This is a genomic window from Allobosea sp. FW305-C-101 (assembly GCF_058783685.1).
In genome coordinates, this window is sequence record NZ_JBYSYT010000002.1 from 1192680 (window position 1) to 1211756 (window position 19077).

The 19077-nt window shown below is 66.4% G+C and carries 15 protein-coding genes; 6 read left to right on the forward strand and 9 right to left on the reverse strand.

What is annotated here, in order from left to right; all coding sequences use genetic code 11:
- Window positions 1-4 precede the first annotated feature (4 nt).
- Both AC3WMA_RS13315 and AC3WMA_RS13320 read right to left on the reverse strand, forming a co-directional pair.
- The gene (locus AC3WMA_RS13315; protein ID WP_492285828.1) at window positions 5-928 is read right to left on the reverse strand and encodes a cupin domain-containing protein; all 924 of its coding nucleotides are present in this window, start codon (window positions 926-928) and stop codon (window positions 5-7) included.
- Window positions 929-941: 13 nt separating this feature from the next.
- Window positions 942-1742, reverse strand: coding sequence for an HpcH/HpaI aldolase family protein (locus AC3WMA_RS13320; RefSeq protein WP_492285829.1), 801 nt, complete (start codon window positions 1740-1742; stop codon window positions 942-944).
- A gap of 184 nt (window positions 1743-1926) precedes the next feature.
- On the opposite strand from AC3WMA_RS13320, the gene AC3WMA_RS13325 reads away from it, so the two are divergent.
- Window positions 1927-2937: an amino acid ABC transporter substrate-binding protein gene (locus tag AC3WMA_RS13325; protein WP_492285830.1), complete on the forward strand. Its 1011-nt coding sequence runs from the start codon at window positions 1927-1929 to the stop codon at window positions 2935-2937.
- Between the two features lie 71 nt (window positions 2938-3008).
- Window positions 3009-4079, forward strand: coding sequence for an Ldh family oxidoreductase (locus tag AC3WMA_RS13330; RefSeq protein ID WP_492285831.1), 1071 nt, complete (start codon window positions 3009-3011; stop codon window positions 4077-4079).
- A 3-nt stretch (window positions 4080-4082) separates the two neighbouring features.
- On the opposite strand, the gene AC3WMA_RS13335 is transcribed toward AC3WMA_RS13330, so the two are convergent.
- The 5 genes from AC3WMA_RS13335 to putA all read right to left on the reverse strand — a co-directional run bounded on the left by AC3WMA_RS13335 (window position 4083) and on the right by putA (window position 12597).
- Window positions 4083-5474 carry an amidase gene (locus AC3WMA_RS13335; RefSeq protein WP_492285832.1) on the reverse strand — a complete coding sequence of 464 codons (1392 nt, stop codon included), beginning with the start codon at window positions 5472-5474 and terminating at the stop codon, window positions 4083-4085.
- A 55-nt stretch (window positions 5475-5529) separates the two neighbouring features.
- A complete protein-coding gene (locus AC3WMA_RS13340) occupies window positions 5530-6969 on the reverse strand; it encodes an aldehyde dehydrogenase family protein (protein WP_492285833.1) in 1440 nt (479 codons plus the stop codon).
- A 1-nt stretch (window position 6970) separates the two neighbouring features.
- On the reverse strand, window positions 6971-7654 hold the full coding sequence (locus AC3WMA_RS13345; protein ID WP_492285834.1) for a GntR family transcriptional regulator: 684 nt from the start codon (window positions 7652-7654) through the stop codon (window positions 6971-6973).
- A 145-nt stretch (window positions 7655-7799) separates the two neighbouring features.
- Window positions 7800-8807 carry a trans-3-hydroxy-L-proline dehydratase gene (lhpH, locus tag AC3WMA_RS13350; RefSeq protein ID WP_492285835.1) on the reverse strand — a complete coding sequence of 336 codons (1008 nt, stop codon included), beginning with the start codon at window positions 8805-8807 and terminating at the stop codon, window positions 7800-7802.
- Window positions 8808-8895: 88 nt separating this feature from the next.
- Entirely contained in the window at window positions 8896-12597 is a 3702-nt protein-coding gene (gene putA, locus AC3WMA_RS13355; protein WP_492285836.1) for a trifunctional transcriptional regulator/proline dehydrogenase/L-glutamate gamma-semialdehyde dehydrogenase, read from the reverse strand.
- A gap of 172 nt (window positions 12598-12769) precedes the next feature.
- Here putA and AC3WMA_RS13360 point away from each other — a divergent pair, with 172 nt between their 5' ends.
- Window positions 12770-13222, forward strand: a complete 453-nt coding sequence (locus tag AC3WMA_RS13360; RefSeq protein ID WP_492286104.1) for an Lrp/AsnC family transcriptional regulator — start codon at window positions 12770-12772, stop codon at window positions 13220-13222.
- Between the two features lie 68 nt (window positions 13223-13290).
- On the opposite strand, the gene AC3WMA_RS13365 is transcribed toward AC3WMA_RS13360, so the two are convergent.
- Both AC3WMA_RS13365 and AC3WMA_RS13370 read right to left on the reverse strand, forming a co-directional pair.
- Window positions 13291-14721: a TRAP transporter large permease gene (locus AC3WMA_RS13365; protein ID WP_492285837.1), complete on the reverse strand. Its 1431-nt coding sequence runs from the start codon at window positions 14719-14721 to the stop codon at window positions 13291-13293.
- A gap of 282 nt (window positions 14722-15003) precedes the next feature.
- Window positions 15004-15981: a DUF4118 domain-containing protein gene (locus tag AC3WMA_RS13370; protein ID WP_492285838.1), complete on the reverse strand. Its 978-nt coding sequence runs from the start codon at window positions 15979-15981 to the stop codon at window positions 15004-15006.
- 217 nt (window positions 15982-16198) lie between these two features.
- Between AC3WMA_RS13370 and AC3WMA_RS13375 the strand changes: the two genes are divergently transcribed.
- From AC3WMA_RS13375 to AC3WMA_RS13385, 3 genes are all read left to right on the forward strand, one after another.
- Window positions 16199-17419: a tyrosine-type recombinase/integrase gene (locus tag AC3WMA_RS13375; RefSeq protein ID WP_492285839.1), complete on the forward strand. Its 1221-nt coding sequence runs from the start codon at window positions 16199-16201 to the stop codon at window positions 17417-17419.
- 95 nt (window positions 17420-17514) lie between these two features.
- Complete coding sequence (locus tag AC3WMA_RS13380; RefSeq protein ID WP_492285840.1) at window positions 17515-18642, forward strand: hypothetical protein; 1128 nt, start codon at window positions 17515-17517, stop codon at window positions 18640-18642.
- A gap of 111 nt (window positions 18643-18753) precedes the next feature.
- Window positions 18754-18972 carry a hypothetical protein gene (locus AC3WMA_RS13385; protein ID WP_492285841.1) on the forward strand — a complete coding sequence of 73 codons (219 nt, stop codon included), beginning with the start codon at window positions 18754-18756 and terminating at the stop codon, window positions 18970-18972.
- Window positions 18973-19077: the final 105 nt, after the last annotated feature.

The following is a 19077-nucleotide window of genomic DNA, read 5'->3' on the forward strand; positions in this document are numbered from 1 at the left end:
GCCCTCACGCGGTTTCGCCGGGCATCGGGTAATCCGCGGCGTTGATGACCCAGCCGGGCTTCAGCGAGAAATCCAGGCGCGGCGGGGAGAAGATGTCGATCATCTGGTTCAGGCCCGGCAGGACCGAGCGCGAGGTATGGATCGACGGCGGCGGGATCACGGTGAGCGAGGGCGCGGCCATCAGCTCGTGCTCGTCCTCGCGCCAGATGCGCATGTCCGGCGTCCAGGGCCAGCGGATATCGTGGATATAGCCGCCGTCGATGACGAGCGAGCCCTGCTCGAAATCGTCGTGGTGATGCGGCGAAAGCGTGGTGATGTCGCGCAGGCCGAAGCGCGGATCGAGCATGTTCACCATCAATGTCGTGCAGCGGAAGATGCTGCCGAAACGCCCCGTGCCGCCGGCATCGACATCCAGGCCGTAGGCGCGGACCTTCCAGCCGCCGGATGGCTCCGGCCAGGGCTTGAGCAGCGCGACATTGGCGTGGGGCTCGGCATAGGACGCCGCGTTCAAGCAGGCGGCGGCCAGATCGGGCGCAGCGCTGGAGAAGATGCGGATCAGGCGCCCCTTCCCTGCCACCGTCACCTTCGACGCGCCGGGCGGAATGAAGGCGATCGAACGGCCGGGCACCTCGACCGTCTCGCCGCGGGCCGTGACCGTTGCGCCCAGCGTCTCCTCGGGCAGGATCAGGCAATATTCGTCGGGTTGCGCCGGGCGCTCCAGGGCGGCACCGGCTCCGACATCCGAATACGCGACGATGAAGTTCTGCCCCCGCGCCAGCCAGGTCTTGAAGCCCTCACCGGCCTGCTGTGGCGCCTCCGCATAGAAGCGAGCGTAATCGGCGCCGGCATAGGCCTTGACCGCTGGTGCCTTGGCGGCGGACTGCGCCGCCAGTTGCGAACGGGGATCGCTGGAAGGATAGCTGGACACGGGTTCGGTTCTCCTATCGCGCGCCGGCGGCTTCGACTCGGCTCCGGGCGGCCTGCATCTGTGAGAGGGTGTCGCTCGCGGCCTTGCGCAGGAAACCCTGGTCCGAGGAGAGGATGAAGGCGCTGGCGCCGCGCTCGGCGAAGGCGGCGGATTCCTCGCCATTATCCGTCATCACGCAGACAGGCTTGCCGGCAGCCTTGGCGGCTCGGAGGATCGCATCGACCGCATCGCGGACGACCGGCGCATCGCGATTGGGCGCACCGAAAGCCACCGTGAGATCGCCGCGGCCGATGAAGACGGCGTCGAGTCCTTCGACCGCGAGGATATCGTCGATCCGCTCCAGCGCGGAGGGGTCCTCGATCATGGCGATGGTGGCGACAGCCGCATCGGACGCGTCGACGAGATCCCACATCTTCGATCCGCCATAGCGGCCGGCCCGGGTAACACCGGAGAAGCCGCGCTTGCCGCCCCGGTAGCGACAGGCCGCGACCAGCGCCTCGGCATCGGTGACCGTGGCGATATGGGGCGCGAGCACGCCCTCGGCGCCGCAATCGAGCACCGAGAGGATCGCGTCCGCCGAAAGCGTGGGCACCCGGACGACGCCTGCGATGCGGGCCGCACGTGCCGCCAGCAAGGCGATATCCGTCGCATTGCGGTCGAAGGGCGCGTGCTCCTGGTCGACGACGATGAAATCGTAGCCGCAGAATCCGAGGATCTCGGTTGCATGGGCGGTCGGGGTCTTGATGAAGCTCCCCGCCAGGAAGGCGCCGCTAAGCAGGCGCTGGCGGAAGCTGTTCGGTGCGGGAGCCTGCATGATGCGACCTGCCGGTTTCGATGGTCGCGATGATGGGCATCGCCGCAGCCGCACGCGGCCGGAATTGGCCTCGTTTCACGTGACGAAATGCACCAATGCGCAACTGCCCCTGAGTCAGAAAGCCGGCAGGATCGCGCCGGGATCAACGAAACGGCGGATCGCACCGTCTGAAAGGCCATCCAAAATGAAGAAGCGCCTCCTGCTGCTCGCCGGCTTGCTTGCCGCCTCTGCCCTGCCCGCCACCGCCGGCACGCTCGAGAACGTCCGGGCGCGCGGCGAACTGGTCTGCGGCGTCAGCCCGGGCGTGGCCGGCTTCTCCGTGCCGGACGAAAAGGGGCTCTGGGGTGGCTTCGACGTCGATATCTGCCGCGCGGTCGCAGCCGCCGTGCTCGGCGACGCCAAGAAGGTGCGCTTCACCCCGCTCAGCCCCAAGGACCGTTTCGTCGCGTTGCAGACCAGCGAGATCGACGTCCTCTCCCGGCAGGCGACCTGGACGCTGGGGCGCGATACCCAGATGGGCCTGCGCTATGTCGGCGTCGCCTATTACGACGGGCAAGGCTTCATGGTCCGCAAATCCGCGAACATCGCCTCGGCCAAGGACCTGAACGGCGCCTCGGTCTGCGTGCCCACGGGAACCACGACCGAGCTCAACATCGCCGATTACTTCCGCGCGAACGGCATGAAGTACGAGGGCGTCGCCTTCGAGGCCGGCGATCAGGTCGCAAAAGCCTTCGAATCCGGCCGCTGCGACGTGTTCAGCAACGACGTCTCGGCGCTCTCCGCCTATCGCCTGAAGCTGGTGAACCCGGCCGAATACGTCATCCTGCCCGACCTGATCTCGAAAGAGCCGCTTGGCCCGGTCGTGCGCCAGGGCGACGAGACCTGGACCAGCATCGTGCGCTGGGCGCTCTACAGCATGATCGTGGCCGAGGAGCTCGGCGTCACCTCCGCCAATGCCGACGGGCTCAAGACCAGCGGCTCGCCCGAAGTCCAGCGCCTGCTCGGCGGCAACGGCAATTTCGGGGAATCGATGGGGCTGAAGCCCGACTGGGCCCAGCAGATCGTCAAGCAGGTCGGCAATTACGGCGAGGTCTACGAGCGCAATGTCGGCACCGGCTCGAAGCTCGGCATCGGGCGCGGCCTCAACAAGCTCTGGACCCAGGGCGGCCTGCAATACGCTCCCCCGGTGCGCTGAGCGCCGCGACCGACGCGTGTGACGACCACGCCCGGCCACAGCGCCGGGCGTCTTGCATCGAGGACAGGCTGATGGCGACTTCGAATCTCTATCCGGCGGAGAGCCTGAAAAGCTTTGCCGTCGCGCTGCTCGAAGCGGCCGGCGCACCGGCCGACAATGCGGCCATCGTCGCGGAGGCCCTCATCGAAGCCGATAGCGAGGGCCTGCCCTCGCACGGCCTGCTGCATCTGCCGATGTATCTCGCCCGGATCGCAGGCGGCTCCGTCGATCCCCGTGCCACCGGCGCGATCGTCGTCGACCAGGGTGCGCGCCTGAGCATCGACGCCAGCAACGGGCTGGGGCAGGTCACGGCCGAAACCGCCTGCGAGATCGCCATCGCCCGCGCCGAAACCCATGGAATCGCGCTGGTCGCCGTCCGCAACGCCTTCCATTTCGGCGCCGCCGGGCGCTTCGCCCGCAGGATCGCGCTCGCCGGCCAGATCGGCATCGTCATGGCGAATACGCGCCCGATGCTGCCCGCTCCCGGCGGAACCGAAGCCGTCGTTGGCAACAACCCGCTGGCGATCGCCGTCCCGACCGAGGGCGAGCCCGTCGTGCTCGATTTCGCGATGAGCGCCGGCGCCCTAGGCAAGATCAGGCTCGCAGCGAACAAGGGCGAGCCGATCCCGGAAGGCTGGGCGCAGACGGCGGAGGGCCTGCCGACGCGCGACGCGGTGGAGGCGCTGAAGGGCACGCTCCTGCCCGCAGCCGGCGCCAAGGGCTTCGGCCTCGCGCTGATGATCGATCTCATCGCCGGTGGCCTCTCCGGCGGCGGTATGGGCGAGGCGGTGCGACCGCTCTATGGCGACATGGCCCGCCCCTATGACAGCGCGAACCTCTTCCTCGCGATCCGGATCGAGGGCCTGCGCCCGCCTGCCGAATTCGCGGCAGCCGCATCGGGGCTAACCGATCGCGTTCGCGAGTCGCGGGTCGCGGCCGGAGCGGCTCCTGTCCGCGTTCCCGGCGACCGCGCGACTCAGGCACGCAGCCGCTTCACCGGCCATTGCCCTCTCGCAAAGGAGACGCTCGAAGCGCTGCGCAGCCATGCCGGCCGCCTCGACGTCCCCATTCCCGAGGCTCTCGCAGCAACCAGCGCGACTTAAACCTCAAGCCGCGAGGGTCGGCCAGGGCCGCGACGGCGCGCGCATCTCCTCATAGGCACGCGCGAGGCGCAGCACGCCGAGATCGTCGAAGGCCTGCCCGATGATCTGGAGGCCGATCGGCAGGCCGGTGCCGGAATAGCCGCAATTGATCGAGACCGCCGGCTGGCCGCCCATATTGGCCGCGACCGTGAAGGCGATATGCTCGAAGGGCCTCTGCGGATCGTTGAAGGGCGAGGCCCATTCGGCCGGATAGGACGGTTCCGGCGCCGTCGGCGAGATGATGAAATCGACATCCTTGAGCGCGGCGTGGAGCGCATTGCGCATCGCCTCGATCTGGGCGAAGCCGGAATAGACGTCGCCGCCCGTGAAGTCCTTGGCGCTCACGATCCAGTTGAAGATATAGGGCAGGATCTTGGCCTGCTGCTCCGGCGGCAGGCGGGAAACATCCTCATAGCCCCGTGCCCGCCAGAAGCGGTCGAGCCCGTCGATCATGGTGCGCGTCAGGAAGGGCTTGATCGGCACGATGGCCGCGCCGGCATCAGCCAGCGCAGCCGCCGCGCCCTGCACCGCCGTGAGCGTCTCGGCGCCGACCTCCTGTCCGAAGCCCGCCTCCAGCCACAGGCCAATCTTCAGGCCCTTCACCGGCCTCGCGAGATCGAGCCAGTCGATATCCTGATAGGGCAGCGCCATCGTGTCGCGCCGGTCGGGCTTGGTCAGAACCGACATGTAGAGCGCGGCGTCGGCTACCGTGCGCGTCATCGGCCCGGCGACGCGCCCGATGAAGGGCGGATCGATCGGCAGGCGCCCGGCCGAAGGCTTCAGGCCGACAAGCCCGCACCAGCCGGCCGGCAGGCGGATCGAGCCGCCGATATCGGTGCCGACGTGGAGCGGGCCGTAGCCGGCCGCCGCCGCAGCTCCCGCGCCGGCGCTGGACCCGCCCGGATTGGTCGAGAGATCCCAGGGGTTGCGCGCCAGCTTGTGGAAGCTCGACAGGCCGGAGGAGAGCATGCCGTAATCGGGCATGGTCGTCTTGGCGAGGATCACGCCGCCTGCCTCGCGGGTGCGCGCCGCCGGAGGCGCATCGGCCGCGGCCGGCACCAATGTCATCGCGGCCGTGCCGAGCGGGACCGGCGTCCCCTTGGTCGCGATGTTCTCCTTGATCGTGAGGGGCACACCGTCGATCGCGCCGAGCGGTTCGCCCTTGGCCCAACGCGCCTCGGATTGCCGCGCACTCTCGTGCGCCGCCTCCGGATCATAGGCCCAGAGCGCATTGAGCTGCGGCTCCCAGGCGTCGATGCGCCGGGTGACCGCATCGACGACCTCGACGGGCGAAAGCCTGCGGGCGCGATAGGCTTCGACCAGCGCAACCGCGCTCAGATCGGCAAGATCGGTCATGGAGCAGCTCTCGTCCTATCCGGCATCCACGGCCCGAAGGGCCGCGGAAACGCCCTCACCCGTGGAAGATCGAAATGGTCTTCATGCTGGCGAAACCGTAGAGGGCCTCGAAACCCTTCTCGCGGCCATGGCCCGATTTCTTGACGCCGCCGAAGGGCAATTCGACGCCGCCGCCGGCCCCGTAATTGTTGATGAAGACCTGACCGGCATGCGCGGCCCGCGCCATCCGCAACTGCCGGCCGCCGTCGCTCGTCCAGATGCCGCAGACCAGCCCGTAGGGCGTGCCGTTGGCAAGCGCGAGCGCCTCTGCCTCGGTATCGAAGGGCATGATCACCTGCACGGGCCCAAAGATTTCCTCCTGCGCCAGCTTGTGATCGGGCGGAACGTCGCGCAGCAGGGTCGGCGCGACATAGGCGCCCTCCGACGGCGCATCCGCGACGATCGTGCCCTGCGCCGCGACCTTCAGGCCGTCCTTGCGGGCCACGCCGAGGAAGTCCTCGACGATCGCTTTCTGGCGCTGCGAGACCACAGGGCCGACGGAGAGATCGGCCTCGGCCGGCCCGACCTTGAGCGCGCGGTATTTTTCGCTCATCCGCGCGATCACGTCCTCATAGACGGAGCGCTCGACGAGGATACGCGAGGAGGCCGAGCAGGTCTGGCCGGCGTTCTGGATGCCGGCATTGACGAGGAAGGGCACGGCACGGTCGAGATCGGCATCGGCGAAGACGACCTGGGCGGATTTGCCGCCGAGCTCCAACGTCACCGGCACGGCGTTGCGGGCCGCAGCAGCCTGCACCATCTCGCCGGTCCGGGCCGAGCCGGTGAAGGAGATGTGGTTGATGTCGGTATGCGCGGAGAGCGCCGCGCCGGCTTCCGTGCCGAAGCCTGTGACGATGTTCATCGCACCCGCCGGCAGCCCGGCCTCTTGCGCGATCCGCGCGAACTCCAGAATCGTGAGGCAGGCCTCCTCCGCCGGCTTGACGACGGCGGCATTGCCCATGGCGAGCGCCGCGCCGAGGCTGCGGCCGAGGATCTGCATGGGGTAGTTCCACGGGATGATATGCCCGGTGACGCCATGCGGCTCGTAGATCGTCAGGACGGTGAAACCGTTCTGGTAGGGAATGCTGTCGCCATGCACCTTATCGGCGGAGGCGCCGTAAAACTCGAGATAGCGCGCCAGCGCCACGACATCCGCCCGCGCCTGCGTCAGCGGCTTGCCGACATCGCGTGCCTCGATCTCGGTGAGAAGGTCGATATTCGCCAGCACGCCGGTCGCGATCCGGCTCAGGATGCGCCCGCGCTCCGTCGCGGTCAGGCGGCCCCATTCGCCGGTGAGCGCCTGCCGCGCGGCGGCGACCGCCAGATCGACATCCTCCTGCCTGCCACGCGCAAGCTTCGCAAACACTTGCCCGGTCGAGGGATTGCGGACCTCGATATGCTCGCCATCCACGGCGTCGCGCCATTCATTCGCGATGAAATTGCTGTAGGTCTTCACGTCAGGCCTCGATCGGGTTTTGCTTTTCGGAGAGCTGCGCCTTGAGGCGGACAGCCGTCGCATGGATATGGGCCCGCGCGACGCGCTCGGCGTCATCGGGCTGGCGCTTCTGGATTGCGGCGAGGATATCGCCGTGCTCGGCGACCGCGGCCGCGGCCCGCTCGCAGGACAGCGCGAAGGCCGGCGCGAAAACCTGGGAGGTCAGGTGTAGGAGCGGCACGAGCGGCGGCAAAGAGGCATTCCCGGCCGCATCGATGATCGCCAGATGGAAATCGATATTCGACTGCGAGTAGTCGCTCGCGTTCCAGTCCGCGATCAGCTTGCGCTGACGCTCGACCAGCTTCGCCAGCTCCCTGATCTGGGCCGGTAACGCCCGCTCGGCTGCATGGCGCGCCGCGACGCCGTCCATCGCCTCGCGCACGGCATAGGCATCGAGCAGCTTCGGCAGGTCGGCCGTCGCGACCCTGACCCCGCTGCCCGGCTTGTTCACGACGAGCCCGTCACGCTCCAGCACGCGGAAGGCCTCGCGCAGCGGCGTCCGGCTGATGCCGAACTCGGCCGCGATCCGCTCTTGCCGCAGCGTTGCGCCGGGTGCGTAGACCCCGGCATAGATGCGTTCACGCAGAGCCTGCGCCACTTCGTCGAGCAGGCGCGACTGGCTGCGCCATGCGAGCACCTGGCCCATCGACGTCTCCACAACCGTCGAAAATGGTATCCAGGATACAGGGGCTGTCAATCCAAGCGCGTGGCTGGGCGCCCCCTCGCGCAGGGCATGCCCTTCGGCCGGAGTGGAGAATTCAAAACCGGAGAAGCCGGAGCCTTGGGGGGCGCTAGCGCAGCAGGAAGCCGTGCCGCAGCGGGTCGTCGCGGTCGATAAACCAGGTCGCCTGGCCGCAGAGATGCGCGCTGCCCGAGACTTCCGGGATGATCGCGTCGATCGCCCCGAGCCTGGTCTCCTGCAGAACCCGCCCCGTCATGACCGAGCCGACGATGGATTCGTTGACCAGGAGCTCACCGGGCTTCAGCAGCCCCTTGGCATGGAGCAGCGCCGTACGCCCGGCCGTGCCGGAGCCGGTCGGCGAGCGGTCGAGCTGCCGGTCGGCGAAGATGCAGCAATTGGCCTGCGTCGCCTTGGGGTCGAGCGGATCGCCATCGATGATCGTGCCGTAGATATGGTTCAGCTCGGGGATTTCCGGATGCACGACCGGGAAAGCCTTGTTGGCGGCGATCTTAACCTCGGCGCCGAAGCGGATCAGCGCCTCGGCATTCTCCCGCCGGATGGCGAGGTCGAACGGACGGCCATCGGTATAGAAATAGAAGGCGCCGCCAAACGCGATGTCGCCGGTGACCTTGCCGAAGCTCGGCGTCTCCACGCTGACGTCGCGATGCACGAGATAGGAGGGCACGTTGACGAAGCGCACGCTGGCGGCGCGCTTCCCGTCCCAGGTGACGAAGGCCTCGATGAAACCGCAGGGCGCATCGATGCCGACACGCGTCTCAGGCTCCGTGCGCTGGACCCAGCCGAGCTCGACGGCAGCCGTTGCGAGCGCGATGACGCCATGGCCGCAATGGTCGCTATAGCCCTCGTTATGCACGAAGATCACGCCGAAATCGGCTTGGGCTGAGACCGGCTCGGTCAGGTAGCCCGCATACATGTCGGCATGGCCGCGCGGCTCGAAGATCAGCGCCTGCCGGATTTCGTCGATATTGTTCTTCACCCAGTCGCGCCGCTGCACGATGGTCTTGCCCGGCAGGCGCGGCAAGCCGCTCGTCACGATCCGGAAAGGCTCGCCGCCGGTATGAGCCTCGACGGTCTGGATGACGCGATCAGCCTGCATCGTTCCCCCTGATGCTGTGTTTCGGCACAGCCTTGAGCAGGTTCAGGCGCCGTCCGCAAGGGAGGCGCCTGAACCTGTGTTCTTCGTCTCAGCCGATGGTCATCAGGCTGGCATTGCCGCCGGCCGCCGTGGTGTTGATCGAGGTCGAGACCTCCTCCAGCAGCCAGTTCAGGCAATAGGCGTCGGGATCGCGCTTCAGCTCCTCCGTGCTCGCCGCCTGCACGAGAACGAGCGGGCCGGAGAGCCGGGCGATGCGGCGGTTCACCTCGCCGATCCGCGTGGTGTCGCCCTCGACCAGCGCGCCCGAGAACGGGCCGTCGGCCTCCCAATCCGAGGTCCAGCTGACGCGGGCTTCGACCGCAGCCGGCAGGCCCGACAGGGCGCCCTTCAGGCCGGAGGCCGCGTCGATGACGAGCTGGTTGCCCGTCGCCAGCGCCGCCGCGACCTGCTGGTAGAGGCCGGCCTCCGTCTGCGGCACGAGCAAGATGCGGCCGCGCGGATGCAGCGCGTAGAGATTGCGCTCGCCGACCGGCCCGGCCAGCTCGACATGGAGGCCGAGCGCCGAATGGCCGCCGATCTCGCGGGCGGTATTCGCCTCAGTGTTCAGCCCCTTGCCCGAGAGCCAGGCGGCATATTCGAGCAGCGCCGGATCGGTATGGATCGAGCTGTGCTGCGGCGGGATCGGCGCCTTGCGCACGAGCCGGCCGATATAGAGCGGCCCGCCGGCCTTCGGCCCGGTGCCCGACAACCCGCGCCCGCCGAAGGGCTGCACCCCGACCACCGCGCCGATGATGTTGCGGTTCACATAGAGATTGCCCGCCTTGATGCGGCTGGTGACATGGGCGATCGTTTCGTCGAGCCGCGTATGCAGACCGAAGGTCAGGCCGTAGCCGGAGCCGTTGACCTCGTCGATCAGCTTGTCGAGATCGTCGCGCTGATAGCGGATGACGTGGAGCACGGGGCCGAAGACCTCGCGCTTCAGGTCGGAGAGGCTCTTCAGTTCGACGATGGTCGGCGGCACGAAGGTGCCCTTGGCCGCGGCGTCCGGCAGCGGGAGCTGCTCGACCTTGCGGCCGAGGCCGCGCATGCGCGCGACATGCTCGTCGATCTCGCGCTGGGCACCCTCGCTGATTACCGGGCCGATATCGACGCTGAGCTTGTCGGTTCGGCCGATCGTGAGCTCCTTCAACGCGCCCTGCAGCATGTGCAGCGTGCGATCGGCGATGTCCTGCTGCAGGCAGAGCACGCGGAGCGCCGAGCAGCGCTGTCCGGCACTGTCGAAGGCCGAGGCGATGACGTCGGCGACGACCTGCTCGGCCAGCGCCGAGGAATCGACGATCATGCCGTTCTGGCCACCGGTCTCGGCGATCAGCGGGATCGGCTTGCCCTCGGCCGAAAGGCGTTCGGCGAGCTGGGCCTGGATGCCGCGCGCGACCTCGGTCGAGCCGGTGAACATCACGCCGGCCGTCTCCGGTGCCGCGATCATCGCCGCACCGAAACGTCCGCTGCCGGGCGTGAACTGCAGAGCCCCGCGCGGGACGCCGGCTTCGTGCAGGATCCTGACGCTCTCATGCGCGATGATCGGCGTGACGCCAGCGGGCTTCGCCATCACCGCATTGCCGGCGACGAGCGCCGCCGCGACCTGTCCGGTGAAGATCGCCAGCGGGAAGTTCCACGGGCTGATGCAGACGATCGGCCCGAGCGGCGCATGCGCCGGCCCCAACGTCTTGCGCGCCTGATCGGCATAGTAGCGCAGGAAGTCGATGGCCTCGCGCACTTCGCTGATCGCGTTGGCGGCGGATTTACCGGCTTCACGCATGGCGATGGCCATCAGCGTCTCGATGCGCGCCTGCATGATGTCGGCGGCGCGATCGAGGCAGGCAGCACGCTCAGTCGGCGACACGGCGGCCCAGGCCTTGCCGCCCTCGGCGGCGAGGCGCGCGATCTTGGCGGCGTCCTCGACCGCAAGCTCGGTGACCTGCCCGACGACATCGGAATGATCCGCCGGATTCAGGATCGGCCGCGTCGTACCGGCGGTCGAACTATCCGCCAGCAGCGGCACCGCATGCCAGCTCTGGCCGACCGTCGCCGCGAGATTGCCCGCGAGCTCGGCCAGCGCCGCCTCGTTCGAGAGGTCGATACCCTTCGAATTGGCGCGGTCGGCGCCGTAGAGGTCACCCGGCAACGCGATCTGGTCGTGCAGCATGCCGATGACCGGCATCGCCTCGACCACATCGACGGGGTCGGCGACGAGCGAATCGATCGTCACCTTCGGATCGGAGATGCGGTTGACGAAGGAGGAATTCGCACCGTTCTCGAGCAGGCGGCGCACGAGATAGGCCAGCAGCGTCTCATGCGTGCCGACCGGCGCATAGATGCGGCAGGGCCGGTCGAGATTGTCCTGGCCGACGACCTCGTCATAGAGCGGCTCGCCCATGCCGTGCAGGCACTGGAACTCGTACTTCCCAACAGCGAAGTCGTTGCCGGCGAGATGATAGATCGTCGCCAGCGTCTGCGCGTTATGCGTCGCGAATTGCGGGAAGATCGCGTCGGGCGCGCCCAAGAGCTTGCGGGCGCAGGCGACATAGGCGACGTCGGTATGGACCTTGCGGGTATAGACCGGAAAATCGGCGAGCCCGTCGACCTGGGCGCGCTTGATCTCGGCATCCCAATAGGCGCCCTTGACCAGGCGAACCATCATGCGCCGGCCGGAGCGGCGGGCGAGATCGATGATCCAGTCGAGCACGAAGGGGCAGCGCTTGCCATAGGCCTGCACCACGAAGCCGAGCCCGTTCCAGCCCTGCAGCGCATTGTCGAAGCTCAGCGCCTCCAGCAGGTCGAGCGAGAGCTCCAGCCGGTCGGCTTCCTCGGCATCGATATTGAGGCCGATATCGTAGCTCTTGGCGATCAGCGCGAGCTCGCGCACGAGCAACAGTAACTCTGACATCACGCGGCCGGCCTGCGCGCGGTTATAGCGCGGATGCAGCGCCGAGAGCTTGATCGAGATGCCCGGGCCTTCATAGACGCCGCGCCCGTTCGCGGCCCGGCCGATGGCGTGGATCGCGTTCTCGTAGTCGCGATAGTAGCGCGCGGCATCGGCGGCGGTCGTCGCGGCCTCGCCGAGCATGTCGTAGGAATAGCGGAAGCCGCGCGCCTCCAGCGGCCGGGCGCGCTTCAACGCCTCGTCGATCGTCTCGCCGGTGACGAACTGCTCGCCCATCATCCGCATCGCCATGTCGACGCCGCGGCGGATCACCGGCTCGCCGGCTCGCGCGATGAGGCGCGTCAGGGCAGCCGCGAGGCTGCGGTCATTGACGGTGGAGGTGAGCTTGCCGGTGACGACGAGCCCCCAGGTCGCGGCATTGACGAAGAGCGACTTGCCGCCGCCGACATGGGACTTCCAGTCGCCATCGGCGATCTTGTCGCGGATCAGCGCATCGCGCGTCGCCGTGTCCGGAATGCGCAGCAGCGCCTCGGCGAGGCACATCAGCGCGACGCCCTCCTGGCTGGAGAGCGAATATTCCTGGACGAGACCCTCGACGCCGGTGCCCTTGTGCTTGGCCCGCAGCGCCTCGATCAGCTTGCGCCCTGTGCGCGCGATCTCCTGCTTGCTCGCAGGGGCCAGCTTCGCCGCTGCCAGCAAAGGCGGCAGGCATTCGGTCTCGGGCCGGCGATAGGCGGCGGTGATCGCCTGGCGCAGCGCCGACTGCTCACGGATCGGCGGGGCGAAGCCCGTGAAGGGCGTCGGGCTGGTAGCGGTGGCGACGGCGGCAGCGGTGGCTTGGCTCATGGCTTTTCCCGGCGGGTTCGAACGCGACGGGCCGGGGGCGACACCCCTCTCCCGTTCTTGCGCGGGAGCTTATCACGAGCCCGATTCTCAAGCGGCCCAATTTTCGCTATCCTGTAGTCCATTCGGACTTCAGATTCGGAGATCACAAGTGAAGAAGCCCAAGGAAACGCCATTGGAAGGCGATCTGGACGCACTCGACCGCAAGATCCTGGACGTCCTCAGGGAGGACGGCCGGATTTCGATCGCCGAGCTCGGCGCGCGGATCGGCCTGTCCAAGACGCCGTGCCAAATCCGCTTCCGCCGGCTGGTGGAAGATGGCTACATCGAAGGCTTTAGGGCCACCCTGAATCCGGCAAAACTCAAGCTCGATCACATCGCCTTCGCCGAGGTGAAGCTGTCCGACACCACGGAAAAGGCGCTGGCGAAATTCAACGAGGAGGTCAAGAAGATCAAGGAGGTCGAGGAGTGCCACATGATCGCCGGCCGCTTCGACTATCTCCTGAAGATCAGGACGCCGGATATCCGGCGCTACCGGGCGGTGCTGGGCGAGAAGATCTCGAATCTGCCCCACGTCGCGAACACCTCGACCAATGTCGCCATGGAGACGGTCAAGGAAACCTGGTGAACGCTGGGCTTTGCAGAAGGGGAGCCTGAAGCCGCGTCGGTAGCACGCGTGTCAGGCTCCGTCTTCGCTCAGGGTTTAGGCGGCGTCAGGCCTTGCAGCTCGATCGTCCCGAAGGACGGCATGGTGCCGAGCTGCTTCTCCAGCGCGGTCGGGTCGAGCGTCACCGGCTTTTCCAGCCAGTACGTCACCATCTGGGGGAATGCGATCATCAGCGCGACCAGGATGAGCTGCAGCACGATCCAGGGGATCGAGCCGAGATAGATGTCGCGGCTCTTCACCGTCGGCGGGGCGATGCCGCGCAGGTAGAACAGCGCGAAGCCGAAGGGCGGGTGCATGAACGAGGTCTGGATATTGGCGCAGATCAGGAGCGCGAACCAGATCAGGTTGATGTCCAGCTTGGCCGCCGCCGGCGCCAGCATCGGGATGATGATGAAGGCGATCTCGAAGAAGTCGAGGAAGAAGGCGATGAAGAAGATGAAGATCATCGTGAAGGTCAGGAAGCCGACCTGACCGCCGGGCAGCCCGGTCAGCATGTGCTCGATCCACAGGCCGCCGCCGACGCCCTGGAAGACCAGGCTGAACACGCGCGAACCGATCAGGATCATCGTCACCATGGCGGTGATGCGCATGGTCGAGGACATCGCCTGATAGGTCAGCTTCCAGCTGAGCGTGCGATACATCGCGGCGAGCCCGATCGCGCCGACCGCGCCCATGGCGCCGGCTTCCGTCGGGGTGGCGAGACCCATGAAGATCGTGCCGAGCACGAGGAAGATCAGCGCGGCCGACGGCACGATGCCACGAATGCACTTCCTGACCAGCGCCCAGCCCCTCAAGGCGCGCGCCTCGGGCGGCAGCGCCGGAACGTCCCCCGGCTTGATGATCGAGAGGATCATCACCCAGATGCAGAACAGCGCGACCTGCACGATGCTGGGGCCGATCGCGCCGGCATACATGTCGCCGACCGAGCGGCCCATCACGTCGGCGAGCACGACCAGCACCAGCGACGGCGGGATCAGCTGCGTGATCGTGCCGGACGCGGCGATGACGCCGGTGGCATGGCGCATGTTGTAGCCGTAGCGCATCATCACGGGCAGCGAGATCACGCCCATGGCGATGACCGAGGCCGCGACCGTGCCGGTGATGGCGCCGAGGATCGCGCCGACGAAGATCACGGCATAGGACAGGCCGCCGCGCACGCTGCCGAAAAGCTGGCCGATCGAATCCAGCAGGTCCTCCGCCAGCCCGCAGCGCTCCAGGATCGCGCCCATGAAGGTGAAGAACGGGATCGACAGCAGCAGGTCGTTCGAGATGATCCCGTAGAGCTGGAAGGTCAGGTTGCCCATGTAGTTGGGCGTGATCACCCCCATTTCGATGGCGATGAAGCTGAAGAACAGCCCGACCGCCGCGAGCGAGAACGCGGCGGGATAGCCGATCAGCAGGAAGAGGATCAGCCCGCCGAACATCATCGGGCCGAGATTGGAGCGGATCGCGTCGATCATTGCAGCGGCTTCTCGTAGGCGTATTCGTGCTGGTGGAAGCCACGCAGCGCCGCGGCACGCTTGATCATCTCGGAGAGGCCCTGCGCCAGAATCAGGGTGAAACCGACCGGCAGGAGCAGGATGACGGGCCAGCGGCATCAGCTCGCGGCAGAAGAACCAGGCGATCGCAACGGTCGCAGCCATGCAGCCGACCGTCGCCAGCGCCAACCAAAGCTTGAACATGCGCTCCCCGCCCTGCGGTTGTCCGCGAACCCCTGGGAGTCGCAGCTACCAGCTAAACGCTTAGCTGTTCCATTGCGGAGAGGGGGCTATCGCATAGCCTCGGCATAACCGACGGCATCGAGCTGCTCCTGCGTGCGCAGGCGGTACCCGACGGCAAGCTCGGTGATGATGTAGATTGGCTGCGTCGGATCGGGCTCGATCCGATTGCGCAGCTTCTTCATCAGGATACGCAGGTACTGCACATCCTCCACAGGTTCCTGCGGCCAGAGCTCGCGCATCAACTGGCGATGCATCAGCACATGGCCATGATGGACCGCGAGGGTCCGCATCCGCGTCGCCGAGCTTCACGGCCAACGCCGCCGGGCCGGCCTGCCCGCTGGCGAGCCGGCAGAACAGCCACTGGTTTCCCGACAGGGCGATGGCGGCGGTGACGCTGCCGTCCGGGCGCGCCAGGAAAGCACGGGCCGCCTGTTCGAGCTCGGCGGTCAGGTCCTCGGGAAAGGCTGAGCGTGCCGGCCGCAGGCCGCGGCCTCGTTCCAGCGGGGCGAAAAGCGCGACCGGACGGGCAAGCGCGTCGGACATATGGTCGGTGACGATGCCATAAACCGCCTCCACGTCGCTGGCTGCGGCGATAGCGCTGCCGAGTTCGTAGACATGGCGGATCGCCCGTTCGTTCTGCTGCGCGCGCAGCATCTGGGCACGCAGCCGCCCTGCCAGCGGACCGACGGTCAGCGCCACGGCAAGAGACGTCATGAGGTCGATGAGCTGGGCCGGCTTGAAGACGAGAGGGCTGAACAGCGGCGGGGAGAACAGCGACGTCATGAAGGCGCCAAGCAGGGCGGCAAGTACCGCGCAGCCAGTGCCATAGCGGATCGCGGCGACCAGCACCGGCAGCATGTAGACCGCCGAGACGCTGTCGATCGGTGCAAGCCAGGCCGCGATGCCCGCCAGCGCGGTGGCAACGGCAACGAGCCCGACCGTCTTCAGATAGGGGACGAAGAAACGAAGCGCGGGAATGAACGTCGCTGCTCTGGTCATTGCGCCGCAGTATGGTCGAGCGCGGCGCAAAATCAGAAACTTAGCGAAAAGCCTTGGTGGAGCTGAGGTCCACCAAACCGGGGCATTTCCCAGCCTTTCCCAGCTAGGCGCCTCGCATATTTTCCAGTGACTTAGGCCGCGCCCCATCTGTTACAGCCTGTCTCAGCCTGTTACGATGCGCGTCAGAAGTTGGGGAAAATGTTGGTCAGGTTTGCCCATGCGCCGCCCTCTAAAGCGTCTCTCTGCCCGGTCTGTCGCAACCCTTTCTGAGCCCGGTCGCCACAATGATGGCGATGGGCTCTATCTCACGATCAGCCGTGGGGGCACGAAAAGCTGGCTGTTCATGTTTCGATGGGAAGGCAAGCTCAAGGAAATGGGCTTGGGCGGCGTGTCGCTCGTCTCCCTGGCTGAGGCCCGCGACAAGGCGGCCGAGGCGCGCAAGAAAGTTAAGGCCGGCATCAACCCCATTGAGGCCAAGCGCCAAGCCGAGACGGCGGAGGCCCGAAAGACATTTGGGGAGTTCGCTGACGATCTGGTGAAAGACATTCAGTCAGGCTTCCGCAATGAAAAGCATCGCTGGCAATGGTCGCACACGCTTAAGACCTATGCTGCTGCGCTGCGCCCTCTCCCGATCGATGCAGTAACAACGGAACACGTTCTGGACGTGATTAAGCCGCTCTGGCTGACAAAGCAGGAGACGGCATCGCGTCTTCGCGGAAGGATCGAACGCGTCCTAGACGCCGCGAAAGCAAAGGAGCTGCGATCAGGGGAAAACCCGGCACGCTGGCGCGGCCATCTCGATCATCTTTTGCCCAAGCGCCAGAAGCTCCAGCGCGGCCACCATGCGGCAATGCCGTATGCCGATGTCCCCGACTTCGTGGCGCAGCTGCGGAAGCGGGACGCGACCGCCGGGCTTGCGCTTGAGTTCACCATTCTCTGCGCAAGCCGATCGGGCGAGGTCATCAGCGCGACATGGGATGAGATAGATCGCAAGGCGAAGGTTTGGACCATTCCAGGCAAGAGAATGAAAGCCGGGCTGGAGCATCGCGTCCCGCTGACGGAACGCGCTCTTGCCGTCCTCGCTGCTGCCGAAAAACTGAAGGTCAGCGAGTATGTGTTCCCCGGCGCGGGCAAGGGGAAGCCGCTTTCCGATATGGCGATGTCCAATCTCCTCAAGAAGCGGATGAAGCATGAGGGCCTGACGGTCCACGGCTTCCGCAGCTCATTCCGCGACTGGGCCGGCGAAAGCACTGCATTCCCGCGCGAGGTCGCGGAGGCCGCGCTTGCCCACGTCGTCGGAGACGAGACGGAGCGAGCCTATCGCCGCGGTGATGCCTTGGAGAAGCGCCGGAAGCTTATGGACGCCTGGGCGCGCTTCGTAGGGACGCCGAAGGCAAAGGGGAACAACGTGACACCGATCCGCGCGAAAGCCGGATAGGCCCAAGCTGGGCGGGGATAGATCGGCCAATCGACAAGCCGGGGAGCATCACCCGGTTTCCCCGCCCTTTCTCATGATGCGCGCACGATGCAGCGATGGATTACGAGACGTTCAAGCAGTTACGGCAATGCGTTGGCGCCGAAGTCGACGACTGGCGCGCGGCCTATTCGATGGTGCGGATGCACACCATCAAGCCGGAGGATGCTGACGCGCTTTGCGCTTCGCAAGGCTGGCCACCATTCTCCATTGAACCGCCAGCACCAAACCCTGACGACCTTGTTTTCTGGCCGCTGCCCATGGTCGTTGAATGGATCGCCTATGGCCGGATAACAAAAGAGAATGTGCCCGGCTGGTGCGCAGGCAGGATCAAGTGGATCTATGACAAGCGAGCGGGCGGCTGGACGCTTATCAACCAACCTATGCCGACCCTTTGGCGCCTCAAGATGCAGGCCGACCGCGACGCTAGGAACGGAGCGCCGCCCCGCGTTTCGATAGAGGCCGCAGAGCAAACCATCTTGAACGCCTGCCGTCAGGGCAAGCTGGAGATTACTGCTCTCGCTCCGCGTGATGGAGAGCGGACGGCGCCGACGCGAATTCAGTGGCAGGATATCGACTTCATCGAGCGCGATGGAGTGGACGTACTGCGCGACCGCAACGGCATGGGCTGGAGGGAGCCGACCGCCGAGGCAGAAGCAGTCATGACGCTATGGCCTGCGGAGGAGGAGACGGAAGCCGCAGAGGATGAACCGGAAACGTTGCCCGTCATTGAGGCTTGGCCAGAGGTCGAAGACAAAGCCGATGGTACGGTGGCGCCATATGCCGAGGCGAAATCCGTCATCGACCACTGGCGCATGGAAGGTGCCGACGAAAGGCCGCCCAACAGCGTCGCCAGCGCCCACAGCGCGCTTTCGCTGCACGAGGCCGAGCTATTCTTATCCACCGATTCGCCGCCAGAACCGAGGGAGGCAGCGCGCCGCTTTACTGACGCCCGGAACGGGAAGCGATTGAGCGAAGCGCGCGATTTATGCGCTCAGATTTTAATTCGCCATTTTGAGGACCGCTTAGGGGGAGTGGGGCGCAAGCTCGCCCCGCGAGAGAACGCAGTTTCCGACTGGTTCAGCGCCCGCCGAAAGCGGAAAGAAGGCGCCCCGATTACCGAACCGGGCGACTTCAAATCCCTAGTGCGCCATACCGACGAGGCTTTCTTCAAGCTACTGAAATAGCTCGATATTTTTGGGCGCCCAAAATGCTTTTTGCGCCGCCCAAAACGCCCCTGCCCGATGACTTCCACGCTGTCCTAGCCATTCCCGGCAAGGAGCGTTTTGGAGGCCAGTATGGCAGCCCATCTCTACGATCCACCGCCCCTCGCCTATGACATCAAGGGGCTCATCAAGGCGTCCGGCTGGAGCCGGTTCAAGATTCAGGAAGACATCGCCGCCGGCAAGCTGAAGGCCCGCAAATCGGCCGGCAAGCTTTTCGTGCTGCATGATGACGCGATGGAATGGCTTCGTGCCTTCCCCGTCCGCGAGCCCTCCAAGCAGGAGGCCGCTTGACGCCATGCATCTTGAAAGCATGAACCCCACGGCGCCGGGCAGGGCGTCCATGGGGTTCGGAAGTCCGCTTAGCCCGACAGCAAGCACTTCTGAAAATAGCATTCC

Coding starts and splice junctions, on each gene's coding strand:
- AC3WMA_RS13365 (WP_492285837.1), bottom strand. CDS start 14,721: ATGATCGACGCGATCCGCTCCAATCTCGGCCCGATGATGTTCGGCGGG.
- AC3WMA_RS13325 (WP_492285830.1), top strand. CDS start 1,927: ATGAAGAAGCGCCTCCTGCTGCTCGCCGGCTTGCTTGCCGCCTCTGCC.
- AC3WMA_RS13370 (WP_492285838.1), bottom strand. CDS start 15,981: ATGACCAGAGCAGCGACGTTCATTCCCGCGCTTCGTTTCTTCGTCCCC.
- putA (WP_492285836.1), bottom strand. CDS start 12,597: ATGAGCCAAGCCACCGCTGCCGCCGTCGCCACCGCTACCAGCCCGACG.
- AC3WMA_RS13335 (WP_492285832.1), bottom strand. CDS start 5,474: ATGACCGATCTTGCCGATCTGAGCGCGGTTGCGCTGGTCGAAGCCTAT.
- AC3WMA_RS13375 (WP_492285839.1), top strand. CDS start 16,199: ATGCGCCGCCCTCTAAAGCGTCTCTCTGCCCGGTCTGTCGCAACCCTT.
- lhpH (WP_492285835.1), bottom strand. CDS start 8,807: ATGCAGGCTGATCGCGTCATCCAGACCGTCGAGGCTCATACCGGCGGC.
- AC3WMA_RS13385 (WP_492285841.1), top strand. CDS start 18,754: ATGGCAGCCCATCTCTACGATCCACCGCCCCTCGCCTATGACATCAAG.
- AC3WMA_RS13320 (WP_492285829.1), bottom strand. CDS start 1,742: ATGCAGGCTCCCGCACCGAACAGCTTCCGCCAGCGCCTGCTTAGCGGC.
- AC3WMA_RS13345 (WP_492285834.1), bottom strand. CDS start 7,654: ATGGGCCAGGTGCTCGCATGGCGCAGCCAGTCGCGCCTGCTCGACGAA.
- AC3WMA_RS13380 (WP_492285840.1), top strand. CDS start 17,515: ATGGATTACGAGACGTTCAAGCAGTTACGGCAATGCGTTGGCGCCGAA.
- AC3WMA_RS13330 (WP_492285831.1), top strand. CDS start 3,009: ATGGCGACTTCGAATCTCTATCCGGCGGAGAGCCTGAAAAGCTTTGCC.